The organism is Streptomyces sp. NPDC002835, from assembly GCF_053591995.1.
This window is the reverse complement of the sequence record NZ_JBSFUW010000004.1, coordinates 24796-48732: the sequence shown is the minus strand read 5'-3', so window position 1 is coordinate 48732 and position 23937 is coordinate 24796. Positions and strand designations below refer to the sequence as shown.

General features: G+C 72.0%; 16 protein-coding genes and 1 pseudogene. 7 read left to right on the top strand and 10 right to left on the bottom strand.

The features are described 5' to 3' along the window. Window positions 1–17 precede the first annotated feature (17 nt). From ACWD01_RS05825 to ACWD01_RS05815, 3 genes and pseudogenes are all read left to right on the top strand, one after another. Window positions 18–1526, top strand: a pseudogene (locus ACWD01_RS05825) (MFS transporter). A gap of 5 nt (window positions 1527–1531) precedes the next feature. Next, complete coding sequence (locus tag ACWD01_RS05820; RefSeq protein ID WP_451158475.1) at window positions 1532–2155, top strand: TetR/AcrR family transcriptional regulator; 624 nt, start codon at window positions 1532–1534, stop codon at window positions 2153–2155. A 221-nt stretch (window positions 2156–2376) separates the two neighbouring features. After that, window positions 2377–5322 (top strand): ABC transporter substrate-binding protein, encoded by a 2946-nt coding sequence (locus ACWD01_RS05815; protein ID WP_451158473.1) that lies wholly within the window; start codon window positions 2377–2379, stop codon window positions 5320–5322. A gap of 59 nt (window positions 5323–5381) precedes the next feature. Here ACWD01_RS05815 and ACWD01_RS05810 read toward each other — a convergent pair whose 3' ends face one another. The 5 genes from ACWD01_RS05810 to ACWD01_RS05790 form a co-directional block, all read right to left on the bottom strand. Further along, window positions 5382–7790 (bottom strand): galactose oxidase-like domain-containing protein, encoded by a 2409-nt coding sequence (locus ACWD01_RS05810; RefSeq protein WP_451158471.1) that lies wholly within the window; start codon window positions 7788–7790, stop codon window positions 5382–5384. A 193-nt stretch (window positions 7791–7983) separates the two neighbouring features. Continuing rightward, window positions 7984–9186 (bottom strand): glycosyltransferase, encoded by a 1203-nt coding sequence (locus tag ACWD01_RS05805; protein WP_451158469.1) that lies wholly within the window; start codon window positions 9184–9186, stop codon window positions 7984–7986. Continuing rightward, window positions 9183–10865, bottom strand: coding sequence for an ArnT family glycosyltransferase (locus ACWD01_RS05800; RefSeq protein ID WP_451158467.1), 1683 nt, complete (start codon window positions 10863–10865; stop codon window positions 9183–9185). Before ACWD01_RS05800 ends, ACWD01_RS05805 begins: the two co-directional genes overlap by 4 nt. Beyond that, window positions 10862–12133 (bottom strand): glycosyltransferase, encoded by a 1272-nt coding sequence (locus ACWD01_RS05795; protein ID WP_451158465.1) that lies wholly within the window; start codon window positions 12131–12133, stop codon window positions 10862–10864. Before ACWD01_RS05795 ends, ACWD01_RS05800 begins: the two co-directional genes overlap by 4 nt. A 169-nt stretch (window positions 12134–12302) precedes the next feature. After that, window positions 12303–14321, bottom strand: coding sequence for a thioredoxin domain-containing protein (locus ACWD01_RS05790; protein ID WP_451158463.1), 2019 nt, complete (start codon window positions 14319–14321; stop codon window positions 12303–12305). Between the two features lie 134 nt (window positions 14322–14455). Between ACWD01_RS05790 and ACWD01_RS05785 the strand changes: the two genes are divergently transcribed. Both ACWD01_RS05785 and ACWD01_RS05780 read left to right on the top strand, forming a co-directional pair. Continuing rightward, window positions 14456–17659 (top strand): tetratricopeptide repeat protein, encoded by a 3204-nt coding sequence (locus ACWD01_RS05785; protein ID WP_451158461.1) that lies wholly within the window; start codon window positions 14456–14458, stop codon window positions 17657–17659. 26 nt (window positions 17660–17685) lie between these two features. Next, window positions 17686–18093, top strand: coding sequence for a signal peptidase I (locus tag ACWD01_RS05780; RefSeq protein WP_451158459.1), 408 nt, complete (start codon window positions 17686–17688; stop codon window positions 18091–18093). A gap of 70 nt (window positions 18094–18163) precedes the next feature. Here the strand turns inward: ACWD01_RS05780 and ACWD01_RS05775 are convergent, their stop codons facing one another. Further along, a complete protein-coding gene (locus ACWD01_RS05775) occupies window positions 18164–18412 on the bottom strand; it encodes a hypothetical protein (protein WP_451158457.1) in 249 nt (82 codons plus the stop codon). After that, window positions 18405–19286 carry a mycothiol conjugate amidase Mca gene (gene mca, locus ACWD01_RS05770; RefSeq protein WP_451158455.1) on the bottom strand — a complete coding sequence of 294 codons (882 nt, stop codon included), beginning with the start codon at window positions 19284–19286 and terminating at the stop codon, window positions 18405–18407. Before mca ends, ACWD01_RS05775 begins: the two co-directional genes overlap by 8 nt. Window positions 19287–19383: 97 nt before the next feature. Between mca and ACWD01_RS05765 the strand changes: the two genes are divergently transcribed. Beyond that, the gene (locus tag ACWD01_RS05765) at window positions 19384–19788 is read left to right on the top strand and encodes a DUF4307 domain-containing protein (protein WP_451158453.1); all 405 of its coding nucleotides are present in this window, start codon (window positions 19384–19386) and stop codon (window positions 19786–19788) included. 161 nt (window positions 19789–19949) lie between these two features. After that, window positions 19950–20447 (top strand): transcription elongation factor GreA, encoded by a 498-nt coding sequence (greA, locus tag ACWD01_RS05760; RefSeq protein WP_451158451.1) that lies wholly within the window; start codon window positions 19950–19952, stop codon window positions 20445–20447. 85 nt (window positions 20448–20532) lie between these two features. Here the strand turns inward: greA and ACWD01_RS05755 are convergent, their stop codons facing one another. The 3 genes from ACWD01_RS05755 to ilvA all read right to left on the bottom strand — a co-directional run bounded on the left by ACWD01_RS05755 (window position 20533) and on the right by ilvA (window position 23883). Beyond that, window positions 20533–21390, bottom strand: a complete 858-nt coding sequence (locus ACWD01_RS05755) for an ABC transporter permease (protein ID WP_451158449.1) — start codon at window positions 21388–21390, stop codon at window positions 20533–20535. After that, window positions 21387–22409, bottom strand: a complete 1023-nt coding sequence (locus ACWD01_RS05750; RefSeq protein WP_451158447.1) for an ATP-binding cassette domain-containing protein — start codon at window positions 22407–22409, stop codon at window positions 21387–21389. The genes ACWD01_RS05755 and ACWD01_RS05750 overlap by 4 nt, the downstream gene beginning before the upstream one ends. Window positions 22410–22653: 244 nt before the next feature. Next, window positions 22654–23883 carry a threonine ammonia-lyase gene (gene ilvA, locus ACWD01_RS05745; protein WP_451158445.1) on the bottom strand — a complete coding sequence of 410 codons (1230 nt, stop codon included), beginning with the start codon at window positions 23881–23883 and terminating at the stop codon, window positions 22654–22656. Window positions 23884–23937 lie beyond the last annotated feature (54 nt).

Here is a 23937-nt window from a genome sequence, read left to right as displayed (position 1 = left end):
CTCCGAAGGAGGTGCGTATGTCCGCACCCGACCCCCGGCGCTGGTGGGCGCTGGCCGCGATGGTCGCGAGCCTGCTCGTGCTGGGCTTCGACATGACCATCCTCAACGTCGCGCTGCCGACGCTCGCCGAGCAGCTCGGGTCCACGACGGGCCAGCAGCAGTGGATGGCGGACGGCTACGTCGTGGTCTTCGCGGCGCTGATGCTGCCCGCCGGGCTCATCGGCGACCGGTTCGGCCGCCGGCGGATGCTGGTGGCCGGCCTGGGCGTCTTCCTGGCCGGCTCGGTCGCCGGCGCGCTCGCCGGCGACGTCACCACCGTCATCGCCGCGCGCGCCGCGATGGGCGTCGGCGCCGCCTTCGTGATGCCGCTCTCCATGGCCGTGGTGCCGTCCCTCTTCACGGGCGCCGAGCGCACCAGGGCCGTCGGCATCGTCACCGCCGCCGCCGCGCTCGGGCTGCCGCTCGGACCCGTCGTCGGCGGATGGCTGCTCGACCACTTCTGGTGGGGCTCCGTCTTCGTCGTCAACATCCCGATGGTCGCGGTGGGCATCACCGCCTGTCTGTTCCTGCTCCCCGAGACCCGGGACCCCGCCGCGCCCAGGGTCGGCGTCCTCGCCACGGCTCTGACGGCCACCGGTCTCGGCACCCTCATCTACGGGATCATCGAGGCGCCCGTCCGCGGCTGGAGCGACCCGGTGGTCCTCGCCTCGCTCACCGCCGGCACGGCGCTGATCGCGGTCCTCGTCGTACGGGAGAAGCGCTCCGTGCGGCCCATGCTCGACATGGCGCTCCTCGCCGACCGGCCGTTCCTGCTGAACACCCTGGCCGTGACCCTGGCCATGTTCGTGCTCGCGGGGCTGATGTTCGTCCTGCCGCCGTATCTGCAGGCCGTCCTCGGGAACGACGCCTTCGGCACCGGGCTGCGGATGCTGCCGATGATGGGCGGGCTGATCGTCGCCGCCAAGGGCAGCGGGCCGCTGGCCGAACGGTTCGGCGGCCGCGCCGTGATCGCCGCCGGACTCGCCGTCCTCTCCTTCGCGGGCTTCCTCGGCAGCCGCATCACCGTCGACAGCGGCTACGGCTTCACCGCGGTGTGACTGTCGGTCGCCGGACTGGGCTTCGGCTTCTCGATGGTGCCCGCGATGACGGCCGCGATCGACGCGCTGCCGCCGGACCGCGCGGGCTCCGGCTCCGGGCTGCTGACGACCGTACGCCAGGTGGGCAGCGCGATCGGGATCGCGCTCATCGGGTCGCTGCTGGCCGCCGTCTACGAGAGCCTGCTGCCGGCGGGCGCGCCGGAGGCGGCCGGCGACTCGGTGGTGGCGGCGCATCTGCTGGGCGATCCGGCGCTCGCGGCGGCGGCGGACGCCGCGTACGTACAGGGCATGGGCGTGGTGCTGGCGGCCTGCGGGACCGCCGCGCTGATCACGGCGCTGCTCGCGGGGGCCCTGCTGCCGAAGCCGGCCGGGTCGCCCGCCCCCGGGGCCCCGGGCGTGGCCGGGGCGGGGGCCGATGCCCGACAATGACGACCATGGCCGGCACCGCACCTCTGCACTACGAAGAGCACCAGCCCCCGATGGGGCTGCGGGAGCGCAAGAAGCTCAAGACCCGTATCGCGATCCGCAGGGCCACGTACCGGCTGATCGACGAGCAGGGCTACGACGCGACCACCGTCGAGCAGATCGCGGCGGCGGCCGAGGTCTCCCCCTCGACGGTCTTCCGGTACTTCCCCACCAAGGAAGACATCGTCCTCACCGACGAGTACGACCCGGTCATGGAGGCGGTCCTGCGCGCACGGCCGGCCGACGAACCGCCGCTCGAGTCCCTGCGGACCATCCTGACCGGCGCCGTCGCCGCGATCCTCGAGAACGAGCCGGAGGAGATGCGGGTGCGCACCCGGCTGATGCTGGAGGTCCCCGCCCTGCGCGCCCGGCTGACCGACAGCATGGCCGAGACCTCGCAACTCCTCGCCCGCCCGATCGCCGACCGGGCCGGCCGCGAACCGGACGACCTGGAGGTACGGGTCTTCACCGCGGCCGTCATGGCCGCCCTGCGCGAGGCGCTGATCCACTGGGGCGAGCGCGGCCAGCAGGACGACCTGATCGCACTGGTGAACCGCACGCTGGACGTCCTGGAGGGCGGCCTGCGGCTCTGACCGGCCGGGCGGGGCCGGAGAGTTGCCCTCCGGGACGCTGCACACCGTGCACCGCCTCTGACACCGGGCCCGGAGCCGGCCGCTCACGACGGCTTCCCGGGGTTGTCGGCGGATGCCGGTCAGGACCGATCTGATCTAATCGTGTCCGACGATCCCCCGGGGGCGGGGTTCAGAAGCGGGGGGCGGCGTTGCAAGCGCTGGATGCGGCAGATCCGCGGCAGGTGGGACGGTATCGGATCCTCGCGCGCCTGGGCGCGGGCGGCATGGGCCGGGTGTACCTGGGCCGTTCGACCAGCGGCCGGATGGTCGCGGTCAAGGTGGTCCGCGACGAACTGGCCGGGGACCCGGAGTTCCAGCGGCGGTTCGCCCGCGAGGTCGAGGCCGCCCGGCGGGTCACCGGGTTCTTCACCGCCGCCGTGGTCGACGCCGATCCCACCGGCTCGCCCGCCTGGCTCGCCACCGCGTACGTCCCGGGGCTGCCGCTCGACGAGGCCGTGCACAGCCACGGGGCATGGCCCCGGCGCTCGTTGCTCGTCCTGGGAGCCGGGCTCGTCGAAGCCCTGGAGGCCATTCACGGCGTGGGGCTCATCCACCGCGACCTGAAGCCGTCGAACGTGCTGCTCGCCGGCGACGGGCCCCGGGTGATCGACTTCGGCATCTCGATCGTCACCGAGGCCAGCTCCCTCACCCAGACGGGCATGGTCGTCGGAACCCCCGGGTTCATGTCACCGGAGCAGGTGACGGGACAGCCCGTCGGCCCCGCCGGCGACGTGTTCTCGCTGGGCGCGGTGCTGGCGTTCGCCGCCACCGGGACGGGCCCGTTCGGGAACGGCGCGCCGCACTCCGTGAACTTCCGTGCCGTGTACCAGGAGCCGGTCCTGAACGGGCTGCCGCCGGGCACGGAGTTCATCGGCCGGTGCCTGCAGAAGGACCCGGCCCTGCGGCCCACGGTGCCCCAGCTGCTCGCGGAGTTCGCGCAGTTGCTCGGGGACGCCGGCGGGCAGACGCTCACCGGCCGGGTGCCGAGAGAGAGCGAATGGCTTCCGGAGGCGGTGGCCTCGGCCCTCGCCCGCCAGACGTCCGGGGCCGCCGCCGGCGGCAGCGCGAACGTCACGCCGGTGCCCCCGTCCGACCCCCGGATCGATCTGGCCAAGCGCCCCGCGGCGCCGCCCGCCCCGCCCCTGCCGCCGACCGCGCCGCCGTACGCCCCCGGCGCCGTCGCACCCGGCTACGGGCCGCCGCAGCACCCCGCGCCGCACCTCCAGCAGCAGCCCTTCGTCACCGGGCCGCCCGCGGGATACCCCACGGCCCCGGCCGGGCACCCGGTGAACGGGCCCGCCCGTGCCCGGCGCCGCCGGATCGCGGCGATCGCCCTCGCCGTGGCTCTCGTCGCCGGCGGCGGCATCACCGCCCTCGTGCTGAACCAGGAGAACGACAAGGGCCGGAAGGTGGCGACCGACAAGGGAACGGACGAGGGAACGGACAAGGGAACGGGCGGCCAGAGCCCCCCGCCCACGGCGGCCGGCTTCAACGCCGCGGTCGGGCACGTCGTCAACCCCTCGGGCAAGCGGGGCGGCACCCTCCGCCTGGTCAGCTCCATGGACGCCGACTCCTGGGACCCGGGCCGCTCGTACTACGGGTGGGTCTGGAACATGCAGCGGCTGTACGCCCGCACGCTGTTGACGTACTCCCCCCGGCCGGGGAAGGAGGGCCTGGACCTCGTCCCGGACCTCGCCGCGGCCCAGCCGCGGGTGTCCGCCGACGGCAGGACCTACACCGTCAGGCTGAGGCCCGGTCTGAAGTTCGCGGACGGTTCGCCGATCACCGCCGCGGACGTCAAGTACGGGATCGAGCGGGTCTTCGCGCAGGACGTCATCAGCGGCGGGCCCACGTACCTCGTCGAGGCGCTGGACCAGCAGCAGAACTACCGGGGCCCGTACGAGGACTCGGCGTCGTCCGGGCTGCGGTCGATCGACACGCCGGACCGGCACACGCTCGTCTTCCGGCTGGCGAAGGCCGACTCCCAGTTCCCGTACCTGCTCGCCATGGGCGCGACGGCGCCCGTCCCGCAGCAGAAGGACACCGGCGCCGAGTACGGGGACAAGCCCGTCTCGTCCGGTCCGTACCGGTTCGACTCGTACCAGCCGGACCGGAAGCTGGTGCTCGTCCGCAACGAGCACTGGGACCGCGAGACCGACCCGATCCGCACGGCCCTGCCGGACCGCATCGAACTGACCGTTCTCGGCGACCCCGCCGAGGCGGACGCCCGGCTGCTGGACGGCCGGGCCGACCTGGACGCCTCCCAGACCGGCCTGGCCGAGGACGGCGCCGCCAAGGTGCTGCGGGACCCGGACCTGAAGGCCGCCGCGGACAACCCGTACCGCGGCTACCTGCGCTTCGCCGTGGTCGCCTCCAGGACCGCCCCGTTCGACGACGTGCACTGCCGCAAGGCCCTGATGTACGCGGCGGACCCCGACGACCTGCGCACCGCACGCGGCGGTCCGACGGCCGGCTCCCTGCACGGCAACATGCTGCCCCCGACGCTTCTCGGCGCGGACGACTACGACCCGTTCGGCCTGACCGACGGCAAGCCCGACCTGGCCAGGGCCAGGAAGGAGCTGAAGGCCTGCGGCAAACCGGGCGGCTTCACCACCGAGGTCGCCGTACGCAGCGACAGTCCGAAGGACGTCCAGGCAGCGGCCGCCCTGCAGAGCAGTCTGAAGGACGCCGGGATCACGCTGAAGATCGACCGGTACGAGGACTTCGCGACCTTCTACGAGCACGTCGGCTCGCCGGCTTCGATCAAGAAGAAGGGCACGGGCCTGTTCCTGCTGGGATGGGGCGCCGACTACCCCACCGGCGCCGGTTTCCTCCAGCCGCTGGCCGACAGCCGTCTCATCGGTTCCCAGGGCAGCACCAATTACGCCCAGGTCGACGATCCCCGGATCGACGAGATGTTCGACAAGGCGGCCGCCGAGAGCGACACCGCCGAGACCGAGCGGATCCACCGGGCGATCAACCACCGGCTCACCGACGGTGCGTACTACCTGCCGCTGGTCGCCGACAAGACGGTGAGCTACCGCAATCCGCGGCTGACCAACGTCTACGTCCACGAGGCGTACAACGTGATCGACATCGGGACGCTCGGTACCGGCGCCGGTTCCTGACACGGGCGACGGCGCCCCCGCTGCGCGGGCAGCAGGGGCGCCGTCGCCGTGCAGGGCGCTCACCTCCTGCGCACGTCCCCCTTCCCGCACGCCACGCCGTCCCGGTTCGGGTCGAGCCGCAGCGGGTCGTCGCCGCCGTTGACCTTCAGGCGGCCGTAGTCGTGATCGGCGAGCCAGGTGCAGCGGGCCGCAGTGGTCGGCTTCACCGTCTTCGGGAAGACGGTCGGGACGCAGACGCCCGCGTTGCCGTAGTGCCGGTCGCAGCCCGCGATCTGCGGGTCGACTGCCACCGAGTCCCGCTTCTTCCGCGGCTTCTTCGGCGCCTTGCCCAGATCGTCCGCGAAGTCGTGGACGTGGGCGGAGGGCGCGTCGGCCGCCGCGCGGGCCAGGGCCGGCGGGCCGCCGAGGTGGACCCACTCGGCCACCGAGGGCACGCCGTTGGCGTCGACGGCGAAGAGCATGTACCAGCCGGGCGGCGCCAGGTTCGGGTTGCTGGTGACGTTGAGGTCGACGTTGTCGCCGTCCACGGTCATCGGCAGGTCGACGAAACGCTGGTTGGGGTCGGAGGAGTGGGTCACCGCGGCCGGGCGGATCAGCTCGGCCTTGGCGATCGGCCGGTCGACCGTGATCCGCTGGGTGTCCCCGTAGGTCCACTCGCCGTCAATCACGGAAGTGATCTGCGGGCGCGGCCCCTTGAGCAGGTACGGCGGCGTGTAGACGGACACGTTGTGGTTGTAGGTGCCGTTGCCCGGGTTGTCGCCGACCGACATCACCCGCCCGTCGGGCAGCAGAAACGACGACGAGTGGTAGCCGCGCGGGATCGGGTCGGTCGCGAGCCCCGCCTCGTACGTGTTGGTCACCGGGTCGAAGAACGACGCCTCGTACACCGGGTCGGCCCGGTCGTGCAGGCCGCCGCCGGTCTCGAAGACCTTGCCGTCGGGCAGCAGCACCGCGGAGACGTACATCTTGCCCTCGGCGCCGGTCTGCGGTCGGCGGCCCTGGCCCTGGTCGACCTCGCCCTGCGGCAGCGGCGGGCCGTGCACATAGGCCGGATTCGGGTCCTTCAGGTCGATGATGTCGGTGTGGCGGTTGGCGACGGGGTTGGTCTCGTTGTTGCCGCCGCCGATGGTGAGCACCCGCTGGTCCTGCGCGGGCGGCAGCAGCACGCTCGCCGACTCGTCGCGCTCGTCCTTGGCCTGGAGGCCGGGCACGTCGGTGACGGTGTTCGCCTCGTAGTCGTAGATGGAGGCGCCGGTGCCGGGCGTGCCGTTGCCGAAGACATGGCTGCCGGAGTAGAAGAGACGGCCGTCTTGCATGAGGATCATCGACGGGTACAGGCCCCAGTACGACCAGGTCTGGTTGACCTCGTTCATCGGCAGCCACTTGCGCTCGGCGTCGGAGAACTTCTCGGCGGTCACATTGCCGGTGGAGTCCTCCTTCAGGCCGCCGAAGGAGATGACGTCACCGTTGCCGAGGATCGTCGCCGACGGGTACCAGTGGCCGCCGTTCATGTCGTTGGTCCGGGTGTAGGTCTCGGTCTCCGGGTCGAAGACGAACGAGTCCTTGAGGCCCTGGTAGCCGATCGTGCCGTCGGCGGACGGATAGCCCTTGTTGCCGGACATGATCAGGACCTTGCCGTCCTGGAGCTGCACATGGCCGGCGCAGAACATGTCGACGGGCGTGGGGATCGTACGGAAGGTGCCGTCGGCCGGGTCGTAGACGGCCGAGGTGAAGCTGCCCGCCTCGAAGAGCGCCGGGTCGTTGCCCGAGCCGGCGATGACGAGGACCTTGCCTCCCCCAGAGCCTCCGGCCTGGGAGGTACCCCCATGCATGACCACCGAGTGCATGGAGCGCACCGGGTTCTGCACCGGGAGGACGTCCCAGCGGCCCTTCACGCACTCCTCGGGCGTGCCCGTGCAGCCCGGTTCCGAGGCGGGGATGGTCACCTCCTCCATCGCGTAGTCGTCGGTGGTGACGGAGCCGGTGCCGTACACGGACGCGCCCCAGGCGATCCGGTCGGTGCCGGGCGGGACGGCGGGGGTGCGGACCTCGGCCCTGGTCCAGCCGGCGCTCGTCTCCAGGGTCTTGAGGTCCGTCCAGTACTGCCAGCCGGCCGTGGTGTCGTGCCGGAAGAGCGTGACGGAGGTGTCGGGGGTGGTCGACTTGTACCAGAGGGACAGGTCGTACTGCCGGTCCGGCGTGACCTGCGGCGCGCACGCCATGGATTCGGTGATCAGGGCCTTGCGGTCGCCGTCGACGCGGCGCGTGAGGGAGACCTTCATGGCCTTGGTGCCGGAGTGGGCGTCGGCGACCGTCTCGAAGGTGAAGTCGTTGTCGCCCCAGCCCGACTTCGACCAGCAGGCCGGCATGTCGGCGGTGCCCGCGGTCTCGAAGCCGGGGTTGGAGATCAGGTTCGGCGGACCGGCCTGGGCGGCCTGCGGGGCGGAGACCAGCAGCGCGGTGGTCATGGCGGCGACGGCGAGCAGCGCGGTTCTGCTCCTGCCGCGGCGGGGCCTCCTGGACGGTGTCGTGAGCGATGTCCTGACCGGTGGCGTGTGCGGCGTTCCGTGCGGCGTCCCGTGCGGTGTTCTGTGCGGTGGAGGCATGGCGGTTCCCTTCGTACGGCTCTCTTGCCAGAGGCTCCTGGGCGGTGTCGGGCGGTCAGGTGCCGGCGGGCGCGTCGGCGCGCGCGGCGCGGGCCGTGCTCGTGCGGCGCGGCAGATAGACCAGCGCCTCCGTCGCGGCGAACCGCAGGACGAACGTGGTGAGCAGCGCCAGCGCCGTCGCGGGCAGCACGGCCATGCCCAGCCGGCCGACGAGCAGCGCGATCAGCGGGATGCGCAGCAGCAGATCGGCGTTGGCGAGCAGCGCGAAGCGGCCGGCCCGGTCCGCCCAGTGCCGGTGGCGCCGGCGGTCGCGGAACAGCAGCACCTCGATGAGGAGGAAGTTCCAGACCACGCCGAACTGGTTGGCCACGATCTCGGCCGGGAGGTAGTGCATGCCCGCGCCGGTCAGCAGATGCAGTCCCAGCAGGTTCGGTATGAAGCCGGTGAGCCCGATCAGCCCGAACGCGACCATCCTGGCCATCGGGGAGGCGGTGCGCAGCCCGGTGAGATGGCCGAGGAAGCGCATGCCCTCCTTGGCCGTCGACTTGGACTCGCCGGCGAACCGGTCCTGGAAGACGAACGGCACCTCGGCGACCCTCTCGGGGCGGCAGCGCACCGCCAGTTCGAGCAGGATCTTGTAGCCGAGCGGCTTCAGCGCGTCCGCCGTCACCACGCTGCGCCGGATCGCGAAGAAGCCGCTCATCGGGTCGCTGATGCCGCGCAGCCGGCGCGGGAACAGGGCCCTGGTCAGCCAGGTCGCGCCGCGGGACACGGCGATGCGGTAGCCGCCGGCGAGGCCCTCGCGGCTGCCGCCGCGGGTGTAGCGGCTGGCGACGACCAGGTCCGCGCCCGTGTCGTCGCCCGCCGCGACCAGTTCCGGCACGAGGGCGGGCGGATGCTGGAGGTCGGCGTCCATGACGACGATCCAGTCGGACCCCGCCTTCCGTATGCCCTCCACGACGGCGCCGCCGAGCCCGCCGGCGGCGGTGTCGCGGTGCAGCACGTCCACGGGGAACGGGCAGTCCTGCGCCGCGTCGCGGATGACGTCCGGGGTGTCGTCGGTGGAGTCGTCGACGAACAGGACCTCGCAGGGCAGCCGCGCGGGCACCGACTCGGTGAGCCTGCGCAGCAGTTCGCGGATGTTGGCGGACTCGTTGAACGTCGGGACGACGATGGTGACGGCGCCGGGCTCGGCGACCTGGGCGCCGCTCAGCTCCGGGTCGCCGAGCTCTCCGGCGCCCGTACGGGGGGTGGTCACTGTGCGCCTCCAGCGGTGCTGATGCGGCGGATCTCGATACGGTCCTCGCCCGTGCCGAAGACGGCGACCGGCGTCGAATGCTTCAGTGCGGCCCTGACGTTCGGCAGGTCGACGGCGTCGCGCCGTACGGTCGGGGAGGAGACGACGTAGTCCAGGTCGCGCCAGCCGCGCGGCATGGTCTTCGTGACGGCGGGGTCGAGGTCCGCCTTGTAGAACCAGATCGCCCCGGTGCCGGGTTCGAAACCGTCGTGGACGAGATCCAGCCACAGGGCGTCGTCCACGAGGACGCGGGTGCGCGCCGGGTCCTCCACCTCGTTCTGCATCCACGCGGCGGCGGCGCGGTAGGGGCCGTTGGCGTCGACGGTGAGGGCGGCGCGGTTGCCCTCGTACCAGTGGGGCACGACGTAGGCGGTCGCGGCGAGCGCGAGGAGCGTGGCCGCGGCGAGGCGTGTGGCGCGACCGGGCGATTTCAGACTCGTCGGCGCTTGGCTCCGCCCGGTCGGCAGGGCGCGGCCGAACCGCCGCCTGAGCACCAGGTGGGCCACGCTCGCCGTGCCGCCCGCCAGGACCAGCGCCAGGAACGGCAGGGCCTGGATGACGTACATCGCCGGGAGGTAGCCCGAGGGGCGCATCGCGACGACCGCGAGGATCGCCACCACCAGCGCCGGGCCCGCCAGGGCCCGCGCCGTGACCAACCAGCGCACGGTGAGCAGCAGCAGCGCGGCGCCGGCCAGCCCGCCGAGCGGCAGCACCGTGTCGTAGTACAGCCAGGAGCGGAGCACCCCGTTGGAGCCGGAGCCGCTGTCGAGAATGAAGCCGGAGCCCTCGCGGCTCATCTGGTAGGTGATCCCGTCGATCAGGGACACATGGCCCTGGCCCGGCAGCAGTTCGTTGTTCAGCAGCGCGAACAACGGGTACGACAGGCCGATCAGCGCACATGCCGTGATCGCGCCGGTGACCGCGAACTTGCGGGTGTCGGGGTGGCTGTGCCGCCACATCGTCACCAGCAGCGCGGGCAGCACCAGCAGCATCGTCTCCTTGGTGAGCACGGAGACGGCGGCGGCGAGCCCGGCGGCGAAGTGGTGCCACAGATGCCGGTTGGGCGAGGCGGCCAGGCAGAAGGCCAGCAGCATCCACATCACGGCGATGTTGTCGAGGAAGATCTCGCGCTGGAGCACGACGGAGAGCGGCGAGAGCCCGAAGAGCAGCATCGCCAGCCCCGCCGCCCAGCGCGGCAGGAACAGCCGGCGCGCCAGTACGTACAGCAGCACCGCGCAGGCCGCGCTGACCACGAGCATGGCGAACCGCATGGAGGCGACGTTCATCGTCTCCGGGGCGATCAGCGACGGGATCCAGGTCAGGAACGCGATCTGGATCCAGCCGAGCGGCGGATGGTCGTACCAGTACGTGTAGTGGGCGAGGCCGTCGCCCTGCTGGACCGCCCACGCCTGGGCGAGGTAGGTGCCCTCGTCGTCGCTGAGCGTCGGGAAGTGGGTGATGTTCCAGCCCTGGACAAGCAGGATCACGCAGAGCAGCACCCCGCACAGCAGCAGGTCGGGACGGGAGCCGCGGAACCGTATGAGGGGGCGGACGGGCACGGGGGCCGCGGGCGCCGCCGTCCGCGCGGGGGCGGGCGCCGGCTCCGTGGTGTCCGGAGCCGGCGGCAGGGTCGTCGTCACCGGCGGGCGTCCTCTCTCGTCTCGGTCGCCTCTGTGAGATGCGCGCCGACGTGGCTGGTCAGTTCCCACTCGTTGCGTCCGCGCTGCTCCCGCCAGACCGCGCGCACGGCGGCGCCGGCGAGCAGGACCTGGTAGAAGGGGCCGCCGACGATGAGCTTCAGGTAGTGGACTCCGCGGACCCTCAGCCCGTACTGCTTGCCGAAGTCGTGCAGTCCGACGATCTCGAAGACGACGGTGACCATGGCCGTGATCAGCGGCAGGAAGGTGATGATGGCGATCCCGACGGGGACGTCGAGGAAGAGCGCGACCGCGACGTTGACCGGGATGACGACCCCCGAGTACGCCTGCAGGAACGGCGTCATCAGGGTGTAGCGGGCGAGCATGCGCTGTCCGCGGCCCGGGAGCTGCTTCCAGTCCTTTTTGCGGTAGACCTGCAGGAAGCCCTGGTTCCAGCGGGTGCGCTGCTTGAGCAGGCTCATCAGGGTGCCCGGGGTCTCCTCCCGGGTGACCATGTCGCTGTCGTACGCGACGACGACCCTCTTGCCCACGGACGACAGCCGCACCCCGAGGTCGCAGTCCTCCGCGAGGCAGTCCGGGTCCCAGCCGCCGGCCTCGCGCAGCACCGGCGTACGGACGAAGACGGTGTTGCCGCCGAGCGGGATGAAGCCCTTCTGCGCGTGCAGATGGAGCCTGCTGCGGAACCAGAAGAAGTACTCCAGGCAGTTGCGCAGGCTGTACCAGCTGGAGTGGAAGTTGATGAGCTGTACTCCGCCCTGCACCACGTCCGCCCCGGTGGAGGTGAAGGCGTGGTCGACGTGGGCCAGCAGCTCGGGGTGGACCTGGTCCTCCGCGTCGAAGACGCCGACGATGTCGCCGCGGCAGTGCGGCAGCGCGGTGTTGAGCGCCTTGGGTTTGTTCTTGGTCTCGTGCGTGTCGGTGATGACGCGCACCCGGACCGGGTCGCGCGCGGCGGTGCGTTCGGCGACCGCGGCCGTCTCCGGATCGTCGTGGCCGACGATCACGATGATCTCGAAGTTGGAGTGGCTGGATTCCAGCAGCCGCTCGATGGTGTGCTCGAGCACTGCCTGCTCGTGGCGGGCCGGCAGGAGCAGCGAGAAGGACAGTCCTGTCCCGCCCTCCGGCCGGTCGAAACGTGTCGCCGCGAGCGTCTCCGGCGTGCGCCAGGCGTGCATCTGCCACCACAGCGTGAACGCCGCCATCCAGAACAGCGCCAGCGAAATGGCAGCGACGAACAGCGATATGAGCATGTAGAAGGCCCCCCTGCCCGGTGCCGCGGCAGGACCCCCCTGTCCGTCGGCACGTACTTCCCCCACGCGCGTCACTCCCCAGTACGCGCGTCAACGCTTGTGCGTTCAGGACAATAGAGGCGGAGGGTTTCGTTCCGGGGCTTGTCCGATAAATTCAGATGTTCCGGTCTCAGTCGGTGAGTTTCCGGGCAAGTTCCGTTGCGCTTGTGGTCGGTGAATCGCACACGAAGCCGCGGCAGACGTACGCGGCCGGACTCCCGTTCACCAAGGGCCGGTCCCGCAGCAGCGGGAACTCGTCACTGTCCGGCTCCCCGGCCGCCACCGCCGCGCCCGGCGCGGTGCCCATCAGCGCCGTCAGATGCAACTCGCGCGCCGCCGGATCACCGGCCCCGCCGACGACGGCCACCTCGCGCGGGCCGTCGAGCAACGCCTCCGCGACGGCGAGCCCCCATCCGGTGAACCGCGGGGCCCGCGGCCCGAGCGCCTTCACCACGCCGAGCGCCCCTTCCGCGGCGGTGCGGTGCGCCTCGGATCCCGTGTGCGCCGCGTACAGCAGCAGCGCGCCCGCGGCCGCCGCCCAGCCGGAGGGCGCCGCGTTGTCCGTGGGGTCCTGCGGGCGGCGGATCAGCCGCTCCGCGTCGTGCGCGGTGTCGTACAGCGCGCCGCCCTCTGCGGTGAACCGGTCGATGACCATGTCCAGCAGGAAACCGGCGAATTCCAGCCAGGAGCCGTCGCCGGCGACCGCCGCCAGCGCCAGGAAGCCCTCGGCGACGTCCGCGTAGTCCTCCAGCACACCGGCGTGCGGGCCGACCGCGCCGTCCTTGGAGGTACGGGCGAGCTGCACGCCGCCTGCCGAGAAGTCCATGTGCACCCGGACCAGCAGGTCCGCCGCCTCCGTGGCCTGTTCGACCAGGTCGGGCCGGTCGAAGTACGCCCCGGTCTCGGCGAGCGCGGCGATCGCCAGCCCGTTCCAGGCGGCCACGATCTTGTCGTCGCGGCCGGGGCGCGGGCGCTGCTCCCGTGCCGCGAGCAGCCTGCTCCGGATCTCCGGGTCGGCTTCCCCGTGCGGCAGTTGGAGCACGGAGGCGCCCTCCTCGAAGGTGCCCTCCTCCGTCACTCCGAACATCCGGGCCGCCCGCTCCCCGTCCTCGTCACCGAGCGCCTCGCGCAGCTGCGCGAGCGTCCACACGTAGAACGCTCCCTCGGCGTGCCCGCCCTCCGGCGTGTCGCTGTCGGCGTCCAGCGCGGAGGCGAAGCCGCCCTCGGCCGTGCGCAGTTCCCGTACCAGGAAGTCGGCGGTCTCCAGCGCGACGCGCCGGGCGAGGCCGCTGCCGGTGGCCCGCCACAGGTGGGCGTAGACGCGGCACAGCAGGGCGTTGTCGTAGAGCATCTTCTCGAAGTGCGGAACCGTGAATTCCCGGTCCACCGAGTAGCGGGCGAAGCCGCCGCCGAGCTGGTCGTAGATCCCGCCGCGGGCCATCGCCTCGCAGGTGTCCGCCGCCATCTCCAGCGCGCCCTCGGCCCCGGTGCGCGCATGGTGGCGCAGCAGGAACTCCAGGACCATCGACGGCGGGAACTTGGGCGCCCCGCCGAACCCCTTGTGCCGCTCGTCGTACTCCCGCGTCAGCCCGAGCAGCGCCTGCGCGAGCTCGTCCTCGCCGGGCACGCCGTCGCCGCCGAACGCCAGCGAGCGTCCGGCGAGGTCGGCCGTGATCCGCTGCGCGACCTCGCCGACCTCGTCCCGCCGGTCGGTCCACGCCGTGCCAACGCCCTCCAGCACCTGCCGGAACGACGGCATGCCGTGGCGCGGCTCGGGCGGGAAGTACGTGCCGAAGTAGAACGGCTCGCCCTCGGCGTTCATGAACACGGACATGGGCCAGCCGCCGTGGCCGGTCGCCGCCTGCACGGCCTCCATGTAGACGGCGTCGACGTCCGGCCGCTCCTCGCGGTCGACCTTGATGTTGACGAAGTGCTCGTTCATGTACGCGGCGGTCTCGGGGTCCTCGAAGCTTTCGTTCGCGAGGACATGACACCAGTGGCAGGAGCTGTACCCCACGCTCAGGAAGACCGGCACATCGCGCCGCCGCGCCTCCTCGAACGCGTCGGGCTCCCACTCCCACCAGTCGACGGGGTTCTCGGCGTGCTGAAGGAGGTAGGGGGACGTGGCCTGCGCAAGTCGGTTCGCCATACCTCCAATCCTCCCGCACGGCGTCCGGCGGTGCCCGCACGGCACGGTCGGGCCCGTGTCCGCGTCGCCGGAAACTTGACGGCCGCCGCATCTGGGTAGCGACACGGCACCGGAGCTCTTCGAGGGGGACGCATATGCGGGACGGCCACCGGGCTGAAGCGGAACGGCTGTTGGCACGGGCCGTGGAGGAGGAGGTACGGCGCGCGGGCGCGGGCGCCGACGCGGGGGCGCTGCTCGCCCGCGGCCGGGCCGCCCTGGGCACCATGGCGGCGAGCGCGAGCGAGGAGTACGCGGCGTACGAGCGGGCGCTCGCGGAGGTCGAGGCCGGACAGCGGCCGCTGTCCGAGCGGTTCAGTCGCGCGAACATCGGGGCACCCACCCTGGTCACCGTCGTCGCGGCCGTCGCCGCTTTCGGCGCGGACGTCGCGCTCGGCACGGCGACGGGCACCGCGCTGGGCGCGGGCGCCGCCGTCGCCGTGGCCGGGGCGGCGACCACCGTCGCCAGGGCGACCGCCTCGCACTGGCCCGCCGCGCACCGCAGGGCGGGGGCGCTCGCGCAGCCGGGCGGCGTGGAGCAGCTGCGGCTGCAGTGGCTGACGGCGCTGGAGGTACGGGGCATCCGCCCGTTCCTGGACCAGCAGCGGATGCTGGCGTCCGCGACGCGGCCGGCCGCCGCCGAGAAGGCCGCCGTCACGCCGCCGCGGCGGACCGCCGACCGGTCCGCGGCCGCCCGGCGCAGGTCGGTGCTGGAGCAGTCGTTCGGCCATCTGCCGCAGCCCGAGGGCCCGTTCGCAGGCCGGCGCGAGCAGCTGGCGCAGATCACCCAGTGGGTGCACGCGGCCCGTGCGGCGACCCGGACCCGGCCGGTCGTGGTGGTGCTCCACGGCGAACCGGGCTCGGGACGCACGACGCTCGCGGTGCGCGCCGCGCACCATCTGAAGGACCTGTTCCGCGGCGCGTGCGTGGTCGACCTGCGGGGCGGCGGCGAGCAGCCGCTGCCCACCCGTGACGCGCTGCTGCATCTGCTGAACCGGCTGGGCGCGCCGCGCGAGCAGCTGCTGTTCCGGGAGCGGTCGTCGGCGGACCAGCAGTCGCGGCGGCTGGGCGAGCTGTACCACCAGTATCTGACCGGGCTGCCGGTGACGGTGGTGCTCGACGACGCGAGCGATCCGCAGCAGGTGCGCGCGCTGGTCCCGGAGCGGTCGGACAGCCTCGTCCTGGTCACCGCCCGCGCGCCGCTGGACCTGCCCGACGACATCCCGGCGCGGGTCCACCAGCTCCCCGTCGAGGCCCTGGACACGGCGGCCGCGGCGGAGCTGCTGCGGGCCGCCGCTCCGGAGCCGGCACCGGAGCCGTACGATGCCCGGTCGGTGGAGAGCGTGCGGGACCTGTGCGGCGGGCTGCCGCTGGCGCTGCGGATCGCCGGCTCGTCGCTCGGCGGGCGTTCCGTGGACCGCCTGGCGGCGGACCTGGCGGCGTACGAGGCGGACGGCCCGGTCGAGCGCGCGCTGTGGCTGGGCTGCGGCGACCCGTCCGAGCAGACCCGGCGGCTGCTGCGCCGGCTCGCGCTGGTGGGACGGGCGTCGCTCGGCCCCGCGGCCGCGGCGGCGCTGCTGGCGACGGACGAGCAGGAGGCGAAGCGGCTGCTGGAGGAGCTGGCGCGGGCGGGGCTGGTCGACCGGGTGCGCTCCGAGCGCTTCCGGCTGCACGACGCGGTGCGGTCCTTCGCACGGGCCCGGCTGCTGGACGAGGAGGACGCCGCGGACCGCGCGGCCGCGCAGGAGCGGCTGATCCGCAACTACGCGGAGCTGGCGGGCGCGGTGATCCGCATGGTCGACGGCAAGATGTCGACCCGCGCGGGGAGGTTCGGCGCGTACGGCTTCCCGTCGCTCGACGCGGCGCTGCGCTGGCTGGACGACGAGTCGAGCTTCATCACCTCGGCGCTGCGCCACGCGGAGGGCGTCGACCAGCAGGCCGTGCTCGACCTGCTGAGCGCGCTGTGCGACTACTGCCTGCTGCGCGGCGACCTCTACCGGCTCGGTGAGATCAGCGAGCTGACGCAGGGCCTCGACCAGGGGCTGATGGAGCGCTCGGTGCGCTGGCGTACGGGTATCGCGGCCCGGCAGCTCGGCGAGCTGGACACGGCCCGTACGACGCTGTCGTCGGTGGTGGGCCTGTACCGGGAGGCGCACCAGGACGCGGGTACGGCGCTCGCGCTGTGCTCGCTGGGGATCACGCTGCACCACCAGGGCAACCTGACCGAGGCGGCGGCCAGGCTGCACGAGGCGATCCGGCTCCAGTCCCCGCCCGAGCAGGCCGAGGACCGCGCCTGGTCGCTGCACGCGCTCGCCGCCGTGGAACGCGACCGGGCCGATCTCGCGGAGGCACTGCGGCTGCTGGACGCGGCGCTGCTGCTGCACCGGGAGGGCGAGTCCCTGCACGGCGAGGCCTGGACGCTGTACCACCGGGGCCAGGTGTGTCTGCGGACGGGCGACGTGCCCGCCGCCGAGTCGGCCCTGCGGGACGCGCTCGACCTGTACGGACGCACCCGCGACGGCCGCGGCGAGGCGTGGGCGCTGACCCAGCTCGCCCGGGCCCGGCTCGTCGACGGCGACCCGGCCCCCGCACTCGACGGCCTGCGCCGGGCGCTGGCCCGGCACCGCGACAACGAGGACGCGCGCGGCGAGGCGTGGACGCTGTACTACCTGGGCCAGGCCCTCGAGGAGTCCGGCGACCGCGACCAGGCGGTACGCGAACTGGAGCGCGCCCGGACGATGTTCTCCCGGATGCGGGACGTGTACGGGCTGGCCTGCGCCCGCCACCACTCGGGCCGGGTCACCCGCGACCAGCTCGCGGCCCGCACCGGCAGCCTGCGCAACTCGGGCTTCGCCCGTCAGCTCCTGGTCGACGCCCGCGCCGACTTCGCCCGCGTCGGCGTCGCCCACGGCGAGGCGTGGACCTGCCTGGAACTGGCGCTGATCGACGCCGGCAACAACCGCGCGCGGCAGGCCCTGGAGCTGTGCGACACGGCGGCGTCCCTGTTCGCCTCGTACCGCGACGAACGCGGCGCCGACTGGGCCCGCTTCCTGCGCTGCACCCTCCTCCCGTACGCCTCCCCGGGCGGCCTCGATGTGGGCACGGTGGTGGCGCAGGAGGAGCTGTCCCGGCTGATGGCGGCGCGCCACGCGTCGCGCGACACCAAGCTGGAGGACTGCGCGGAGGCGCTCGCGGTGATGCTGGAGCGCGGCGTCCGCCTGGAGGACGGCTGGCAGGCGTGGCACCTGAACCTGGTCCCGAACCGCCACGCACGGGAGGTCATGGGCGTACCGGTGAAGTGACGGGCCCGGCAGGTAGCGTCCCGGACATGCGGGACGACGCGGACGACGCGGACGACGGTGTGTACGTGGGCAACGCGGGCAAGGACGCGGCGCTGGACCACGGGTGGCTGCTCGGGCACTTCAAGGACGCCGGCGATCCCCGGCACAGCGAGGCCGTGGAGATCAAGTGGGGCGTCCACCCGCCCGGCGAGGAGCGCGCCCGGTGGGTGTCGGGCGAGCGGCGCACGGCGCTGCTCGTCCTGATCAGCGGCCGCTTCCGGGTCCGGCTTCCCGGCCGGGACGTCCTGCTGACGGAGCAGGGCGACTACGTGGTGTGGGGCCGCGGGGTCGACCACTCGTGGCTGGCGGAGGAGGAGTCGGTCGTCCTCACCGTCCGCTGGCCCTCCGTGCCGGGCTACGCGGTGCGGCCGCCCGGGGAGACGACCGGGCCGTGACGGCACACGTCATGACTCCGCGACACCGCCCGGTGCCGTGGAGTCACGACGGTGAGGACTGTCCGGCGGGTCAGGCCGTCGAGCCGCCGGCCTGCTTCCGCGAGGGGGCGGCGGCCGTGTCCGGCTCCGGCTCCTCCTCGAAGTTCACGCGGCCCATGTGGCGGTTCATGGACTTCATCAGGGCCCACACCCCCACCGCCAGCGCCGCGAAGACGAGGAAGCCCAGGACGCCCGGGGTGACCTTGTTCTCGTCGAGTTCCTTGGCGAGGGTGGCCATGTGAGTCATTGCGAGGTGTGCGCTTGCGCTCATGTCAGGCATTGTCCCGGATGCCCGCGAAGAGGTCGTCCTCGGGGAGGGAGGTGTCCACCAGCGACTTGGCCAGCTCGTACTCCTCGGTCGGCCAGACCTCCTGCTGGATCTCCATCGGGACGCGGAACCAGCCGCCCTCGGGGTCGATCTGCGTGGCGTGCGCGATCAGCGCGCGGTCACGGGTCTCGAAGAAGTCGCCGCAGGGCACGTACGTGGTCAGCGTCCGCTCCTCGCGCTGGAACTCCTTCCAGCGCTCCAGCCACTCCCCGTACGGGGACTCCAGGCCGCGCGCCAGCAGCGCCTCGTGGAGGGCGACGGTGCGGGGCCGGTTGAAGCCCTGGTTGTAGTACAGCTTCAGGGGCTGGTGGGCCGGGCCGTACTCGGACTCGGGGAACTTCTCCGCGTCGGCCGCTCCGTCGAAGGCCACCATCGAGATCTTGTGGGTCATGATGTGGTCGGGGTGCGGGTAGCCGCCGTTCTCGTCGTAGGTCGTGATGACCTGCGGACGGAAGGCCCGGATCCTGCGCACCAGTTCCCCGGCCGCCTTGTCGATGTCCTCGAGGGCGAAGCAGCCCTGCGGGAGCGGCGGCAGCGGGTCGCCCTCCGGCAGACCGGAGTCTACGAAGCCGAGCCAGTCCTGCTTGACGCCGAGGATCTCGCGGGCCTCGTCCATCTCCTTCCGGCGGACCTCGTGGATGTTCTCCTCGATGGAGGCGTCGCCCTGGAGCTTGGGGTTGAGGATGGAGCCGCGCTCGCCCCCGGTGCAGGTCACGACCAGCACGTCCACCCCCTCGGACACATACTTGGCCATCGTCGCCGCACCCTTGCTCGACTCGTCGTCGGGGTGGGCGTGCACGGCCATCAGTCGCAGCTGCTCAGTCAAGACTCGATCCTCAATGAATAGTCGCGTCGTGCAACTTCTATAGTGACGGAATCGGTGGCGGGAAAATTCCGGCCACCGGCGCTCGAAAGGAACGATCATGGCGGTTGCCGGCGACAAGCTCCCCCAGGGGCGGTACGGGCGATCCGCCGACGCACGCGCGGACCGCACGCTGCGGATCGTGGGCGCCGTGCTCGGCGCCGTCATGCTCGGCCTCGTCGGCTGGTTCGGCTACGACCACGTCGCGGGGACGAAGATCAGCGCCGAAGTGATCAAGTTCGACGTCACAGAGGCCGACGAGGTCCAGGTGCACCTCGAGGTGCGCAAGGACGAGCGGGCCGCCGGCAGCTGCACGCTGCGCGCCCTCGCGGAGGACGGCGGCGAGGTCGGCCGGCTCGACGTACGGATCGACGCGTCGGACGGGAGCCGCGTCGATGAGGTCGTGAAGATCCGTACGACCCGGCCGGCGACGGCCGCGGAGCTGCTGGGCTGCACCGCCGCCTGACCCCGGCGCGCCGCGCTGAGCTGGGATTCTTCATCTGCCGCGGGTTTCGTTCTCCCCCTTTGGCGTCGGAATTGTTAGGCTCGTGGTTTCGCCCGCCCAGGGAGGAACATCCTTCTTGGTAGGGCGATGCTTTGTATTCCCAGTACCTACGAGGAGCACCTGTGACCCAGACCAGCGACAACGTCACCTGGCTTACCCAGGAGGCGTACAACCAGCTCAAGGCCGAGCTGGAGTACCTGTCTGGTCCCGCGCGCACCGAGATCGCCAAGAAGATCGAGGCTGCGCGTGAGGAGGGCGACCTGCGGGAGAACGGCGGGTACCACGCGGCCAAGGAGGAGCAGGGCAAGCAGGAGCTCCGTGTGCGCCAGCTGACCCAGCTCCTGGACAACGCGAAGGTGGGCGAGGCCCCGGCCGACGACGGCATCGTCGAGCCCGGCATGGTCGTCACCATCGCGTTCGACGGCGACGAGGACGACACTCTGACGTTCCTGATGGCGTCCCGCGAGTACGCGAGCACCGACATCGAGACGTACTCGCCGCAGTCGCCGCTGGGCGTCGGCGTGAACGGCAAGAAGGTCGGCGACGACGCGGAATACGAGCTGCCCAACGGCAGGACCGCCTCCGTGAAGATCCTCGCGGCCAAGCCGTACTCCGCCTGACCGCGGCACGGGCCAGACGTACGAAGGGGCCGGACCGCGTGACGCGGTCCGGCCCCTTCGGTGTGCCGGTCGGGCCGGCGGCCCGTCAGGCGGCGGCCGAGCGGTACTTGCGGACCGCCAGGGTCCGGAAGACCACCAGGATCAGCACCGACCACAGCACCGAGGCCAGGATCGGGTGCTGCATGGGCCAGGCCTCCGACGCCCGGAAGCCGGGCGGCAGATTGCCGAACAGCTCACGGCAGGCCTGGACCGTGGCGCTGAACGGGTTCCACTCGGCGATGTGCCGCAGGAAGGACGGCATCTTGTTGGCGTCCACGAAGGCGTTGGAGATGAACGTCAGCGGGAACAGCCAGATCAGTCCGCCGGAGGTGGCCGCCTCGGGGGTGCGCACCGTGAGGCCGATCAGGGCGCCGATCCAGGAGAACGCGTAGCCCAGCAGGAGCAGCAGCACGAAGCCGAGCAGTACCTTGCCGATGTTCTCGTGGACCCGCCAGCCGACGATGAGTGCGACGACCGCGAGCACCACGAGGGTGAGCGCGGTCTGCACCAGGTCGGCGAGCGTACGGCCGGTGAGGACCGCGCCGCGTGCCATGGGCAGCGAGCGGAACCGGTCGACGAGGCCCTTGTGCATGTCGTCGGCGATGCCCGCGCCCGCGCCCGCCGTGGCGAAGGTGACGGTCTGGGCGAAGATGCCCGCCATCAGGAATTCCCGGTAGTCCGAGGCGTCGGTGGAGCCGCCCACCTCGATGGAACCGCCGAAGACGTAGGTGAACAGCACGACGAACATGATCGGCTGGATCAGGCCGAAGATGACCATCTCGGGGATGCGCATCATCCTGATCAGATTGCGCTTGGCGACGACCAGCGAGTCGTTGACCGACTGGCTGATGCCGCCCTTGGGCCGGGGCGCCGCGATCGGCGGGGTCTTGGTGGTGACGCTCACTTCGCGCCCTCCTTCGTGGACTCGTCGCCGGAGGCGTCGTCCGCCGTGTCGGCCGCGTCGGCGGCGGACTCGCCCGGGACCTCGGCCGCGTGGCCGGTCAGCGAGATGAAGACGTCGTCGAGGGTGGGGCGGCGCAGACCGATGTCGTCGATCTCGACGCCCCGGCTGTCGAGGTCGCGGATGACCTCGGCGAGCAGCTTGGCGCCGCCGGTGACCGGGACCGTCAGCTTGCGGGTGTGCTCGGCGATCGCGACGTCGCCCTTGCCGTAGGGGGCGAGGACCTCGCGGGCGGGGCCGATCTGCTCGCGCTCGTGGACGACGACCTCGACGCGCTCGCCGCCGGTGCGGGCCTTGAGCTGGTCGGCGGTGCCGCGGGCGATGACCTTGCCGTGGTCGACGACGCAGATCTCGTCGGCGAGGTGGTCGGCCTCCTCCAGGTACTGCGTGGTCAGCAGCAGGGTCGTACCGCCGCCGACCAGTTCCTGGATGACCTCCCACAGCTGCTGCCGGTTGCGCGGGTCGAGACCGGTCGTCGGCTCGTCCATGAACATCACGGGCGGCGAGACGACCAGCGCCGCGGCCAGGTCGAGCCTGCGGCGCATACCGCCGGAGTAGGTCTTGGCGGGGCGGTCGGCGGCGTCGGCCAGGTTGAAGCGCTCGAGGAGCTGCAGCGCCCGGGCCTTCGCGTCGCGGGCGCTCAACTGGTAGAGCTGTCCGACCATCTGGAGGTTCTCGCGGCCGGTCAGATACTCGTCGACGGCGGCGAACTGGCCGGAGAGGCCGATGGACCTGCGCACCTCGTTGGGGTGCTTGAGGACATCGATGCCGGCGACGACGGCGGAGCCGCTGTCGGGCTGGAGCAGCGTGGTCAGTACACGCACGGTCGTGGTCTTGCCGGCGCCGTTGGGGCCGAGAAGTCCCAGGACCGTGCCTTCGGGGACGTCGAGATCGACGCCGTCCAGTGCCCGTACATCGCCGAAGGTCTTCACAAGACCCTCGGCGTAGATGGCGCCTGGCATAGAGCTCTCCCAAGGTGCAGATGAACGATGAACTGATGGTTCGGTGCGAACCGGTGGTGCCGTGCGAAGACGTGGTCGGCGGTCGTCGCGCCTGACGGGAGCACGACAGGGTTCCTCACCGTAACGCGATACATCGCGTCACTCAACCGCTTTGAGGCGACTCAGGATGTGTCGCGTCGGCGTCCGCAGGGGTGCCGCATAACGGACGTCGGCCTTCCCCCTTGAAACAGTCGGCCGGCAGGGCTCAGCCCATCACCGTGTAACCCTCGGCGCGCAGCCTCGCCGCGACCTCTTCGCAGTGCTCGGGTCCCTTCGTCTCCAGGTGCAGCTCCACCTCCACCTCCGTGAGCCCGAGCCGCGGGTCGGTCCGTACATGGCTCACATCGAGAACGTTGGCATCCGCCACTGACAACAGCCCGAGCAGACCCGCCAGCGCGCCCGGCCGGTCCGTCAACCGCAGCCGGAGCGACAGATACCGGCCCGCCGCCGCCATGCCGTGCCGCAGGATGCGCTGCATCAGCAGCGGATCCACATTTCCCCCGGACAGCAGGGCGACGACCGGGCCCTCGAAGGACCGCGGATCGCTCAGCAGCGCCGCCACCGTGCTCGCCCCGGCGGGCTCGACCACCATCTTGGCCCGCTCCAGGCAGAGCAGCAGCGCGCTGGAGAGCGCGTCCTCGGAGACAGTACGGACCTCGTCCACAAGATCGCCAATGATTTTGAAGGGCACGTCACCGGGGCGCCCCACCTTGATGCCGTCCGCCATCGTCGACAGCTGACGGATCGACACCGGACGCCCGGCCGCCAGCGAGGGCGGATACGCGGCGGCGCCCTCGGCCTGCACACCGATCACCCTCACATCGGGGCGCAGCGCCTTCACCGCGACCGCGATGCCGGCCGCCAGTCCCCCGCCGCCGATTCCGACGACGATCGTCCGCACCTCCGGGCACTGCTCGAGGATCTCCAGACCCACCGTGCCCTGCCCGGCGATGATGTCCGGGTGGTCGAAGGGGTGGATGAGGACGGCGCCCGTCCGGCGCGCATGGTCCTCCGCGGCGGCCAGCGTCTCGTCCACCACCTGCCCCTGCAGCCGGACCTCCGCCCCGTACTCCCTGGTCGCGGCCACCTTCGGCAGCGGGGCGCCGGCCGGCATGAAGACCGTGGACCGCACGCCCAGCAGTGAAGACGCCAGCGCCACGCCCTGCGCGTGGTTGCCCGCGGACGCGGCGACGACCCCCGCGGCCCGCTCCTCGGGCCGCAGGCCGGCGATCCGCACGTACGCGCCGCGCAGCTTGAACGAGCCGGTGCGCTGCAGGTTCTCGCACTTGAGGTGGACCGGCGCACCCACCAGCTGGGACAGATGCCTGCTGCCCTCCATCGCCGTCACTCTGGCGACGCCGGACAGCATCTTCTGCGCACCCCGGACGTCGTCGAGGATCACGGAGGGAAGGATCTGGGGCGTACGGAAGGTCATGCCGCCAAGTCTGACAGTCCGGACGCCGGCCGGCCGTGGCGTCCGGATCCCGGT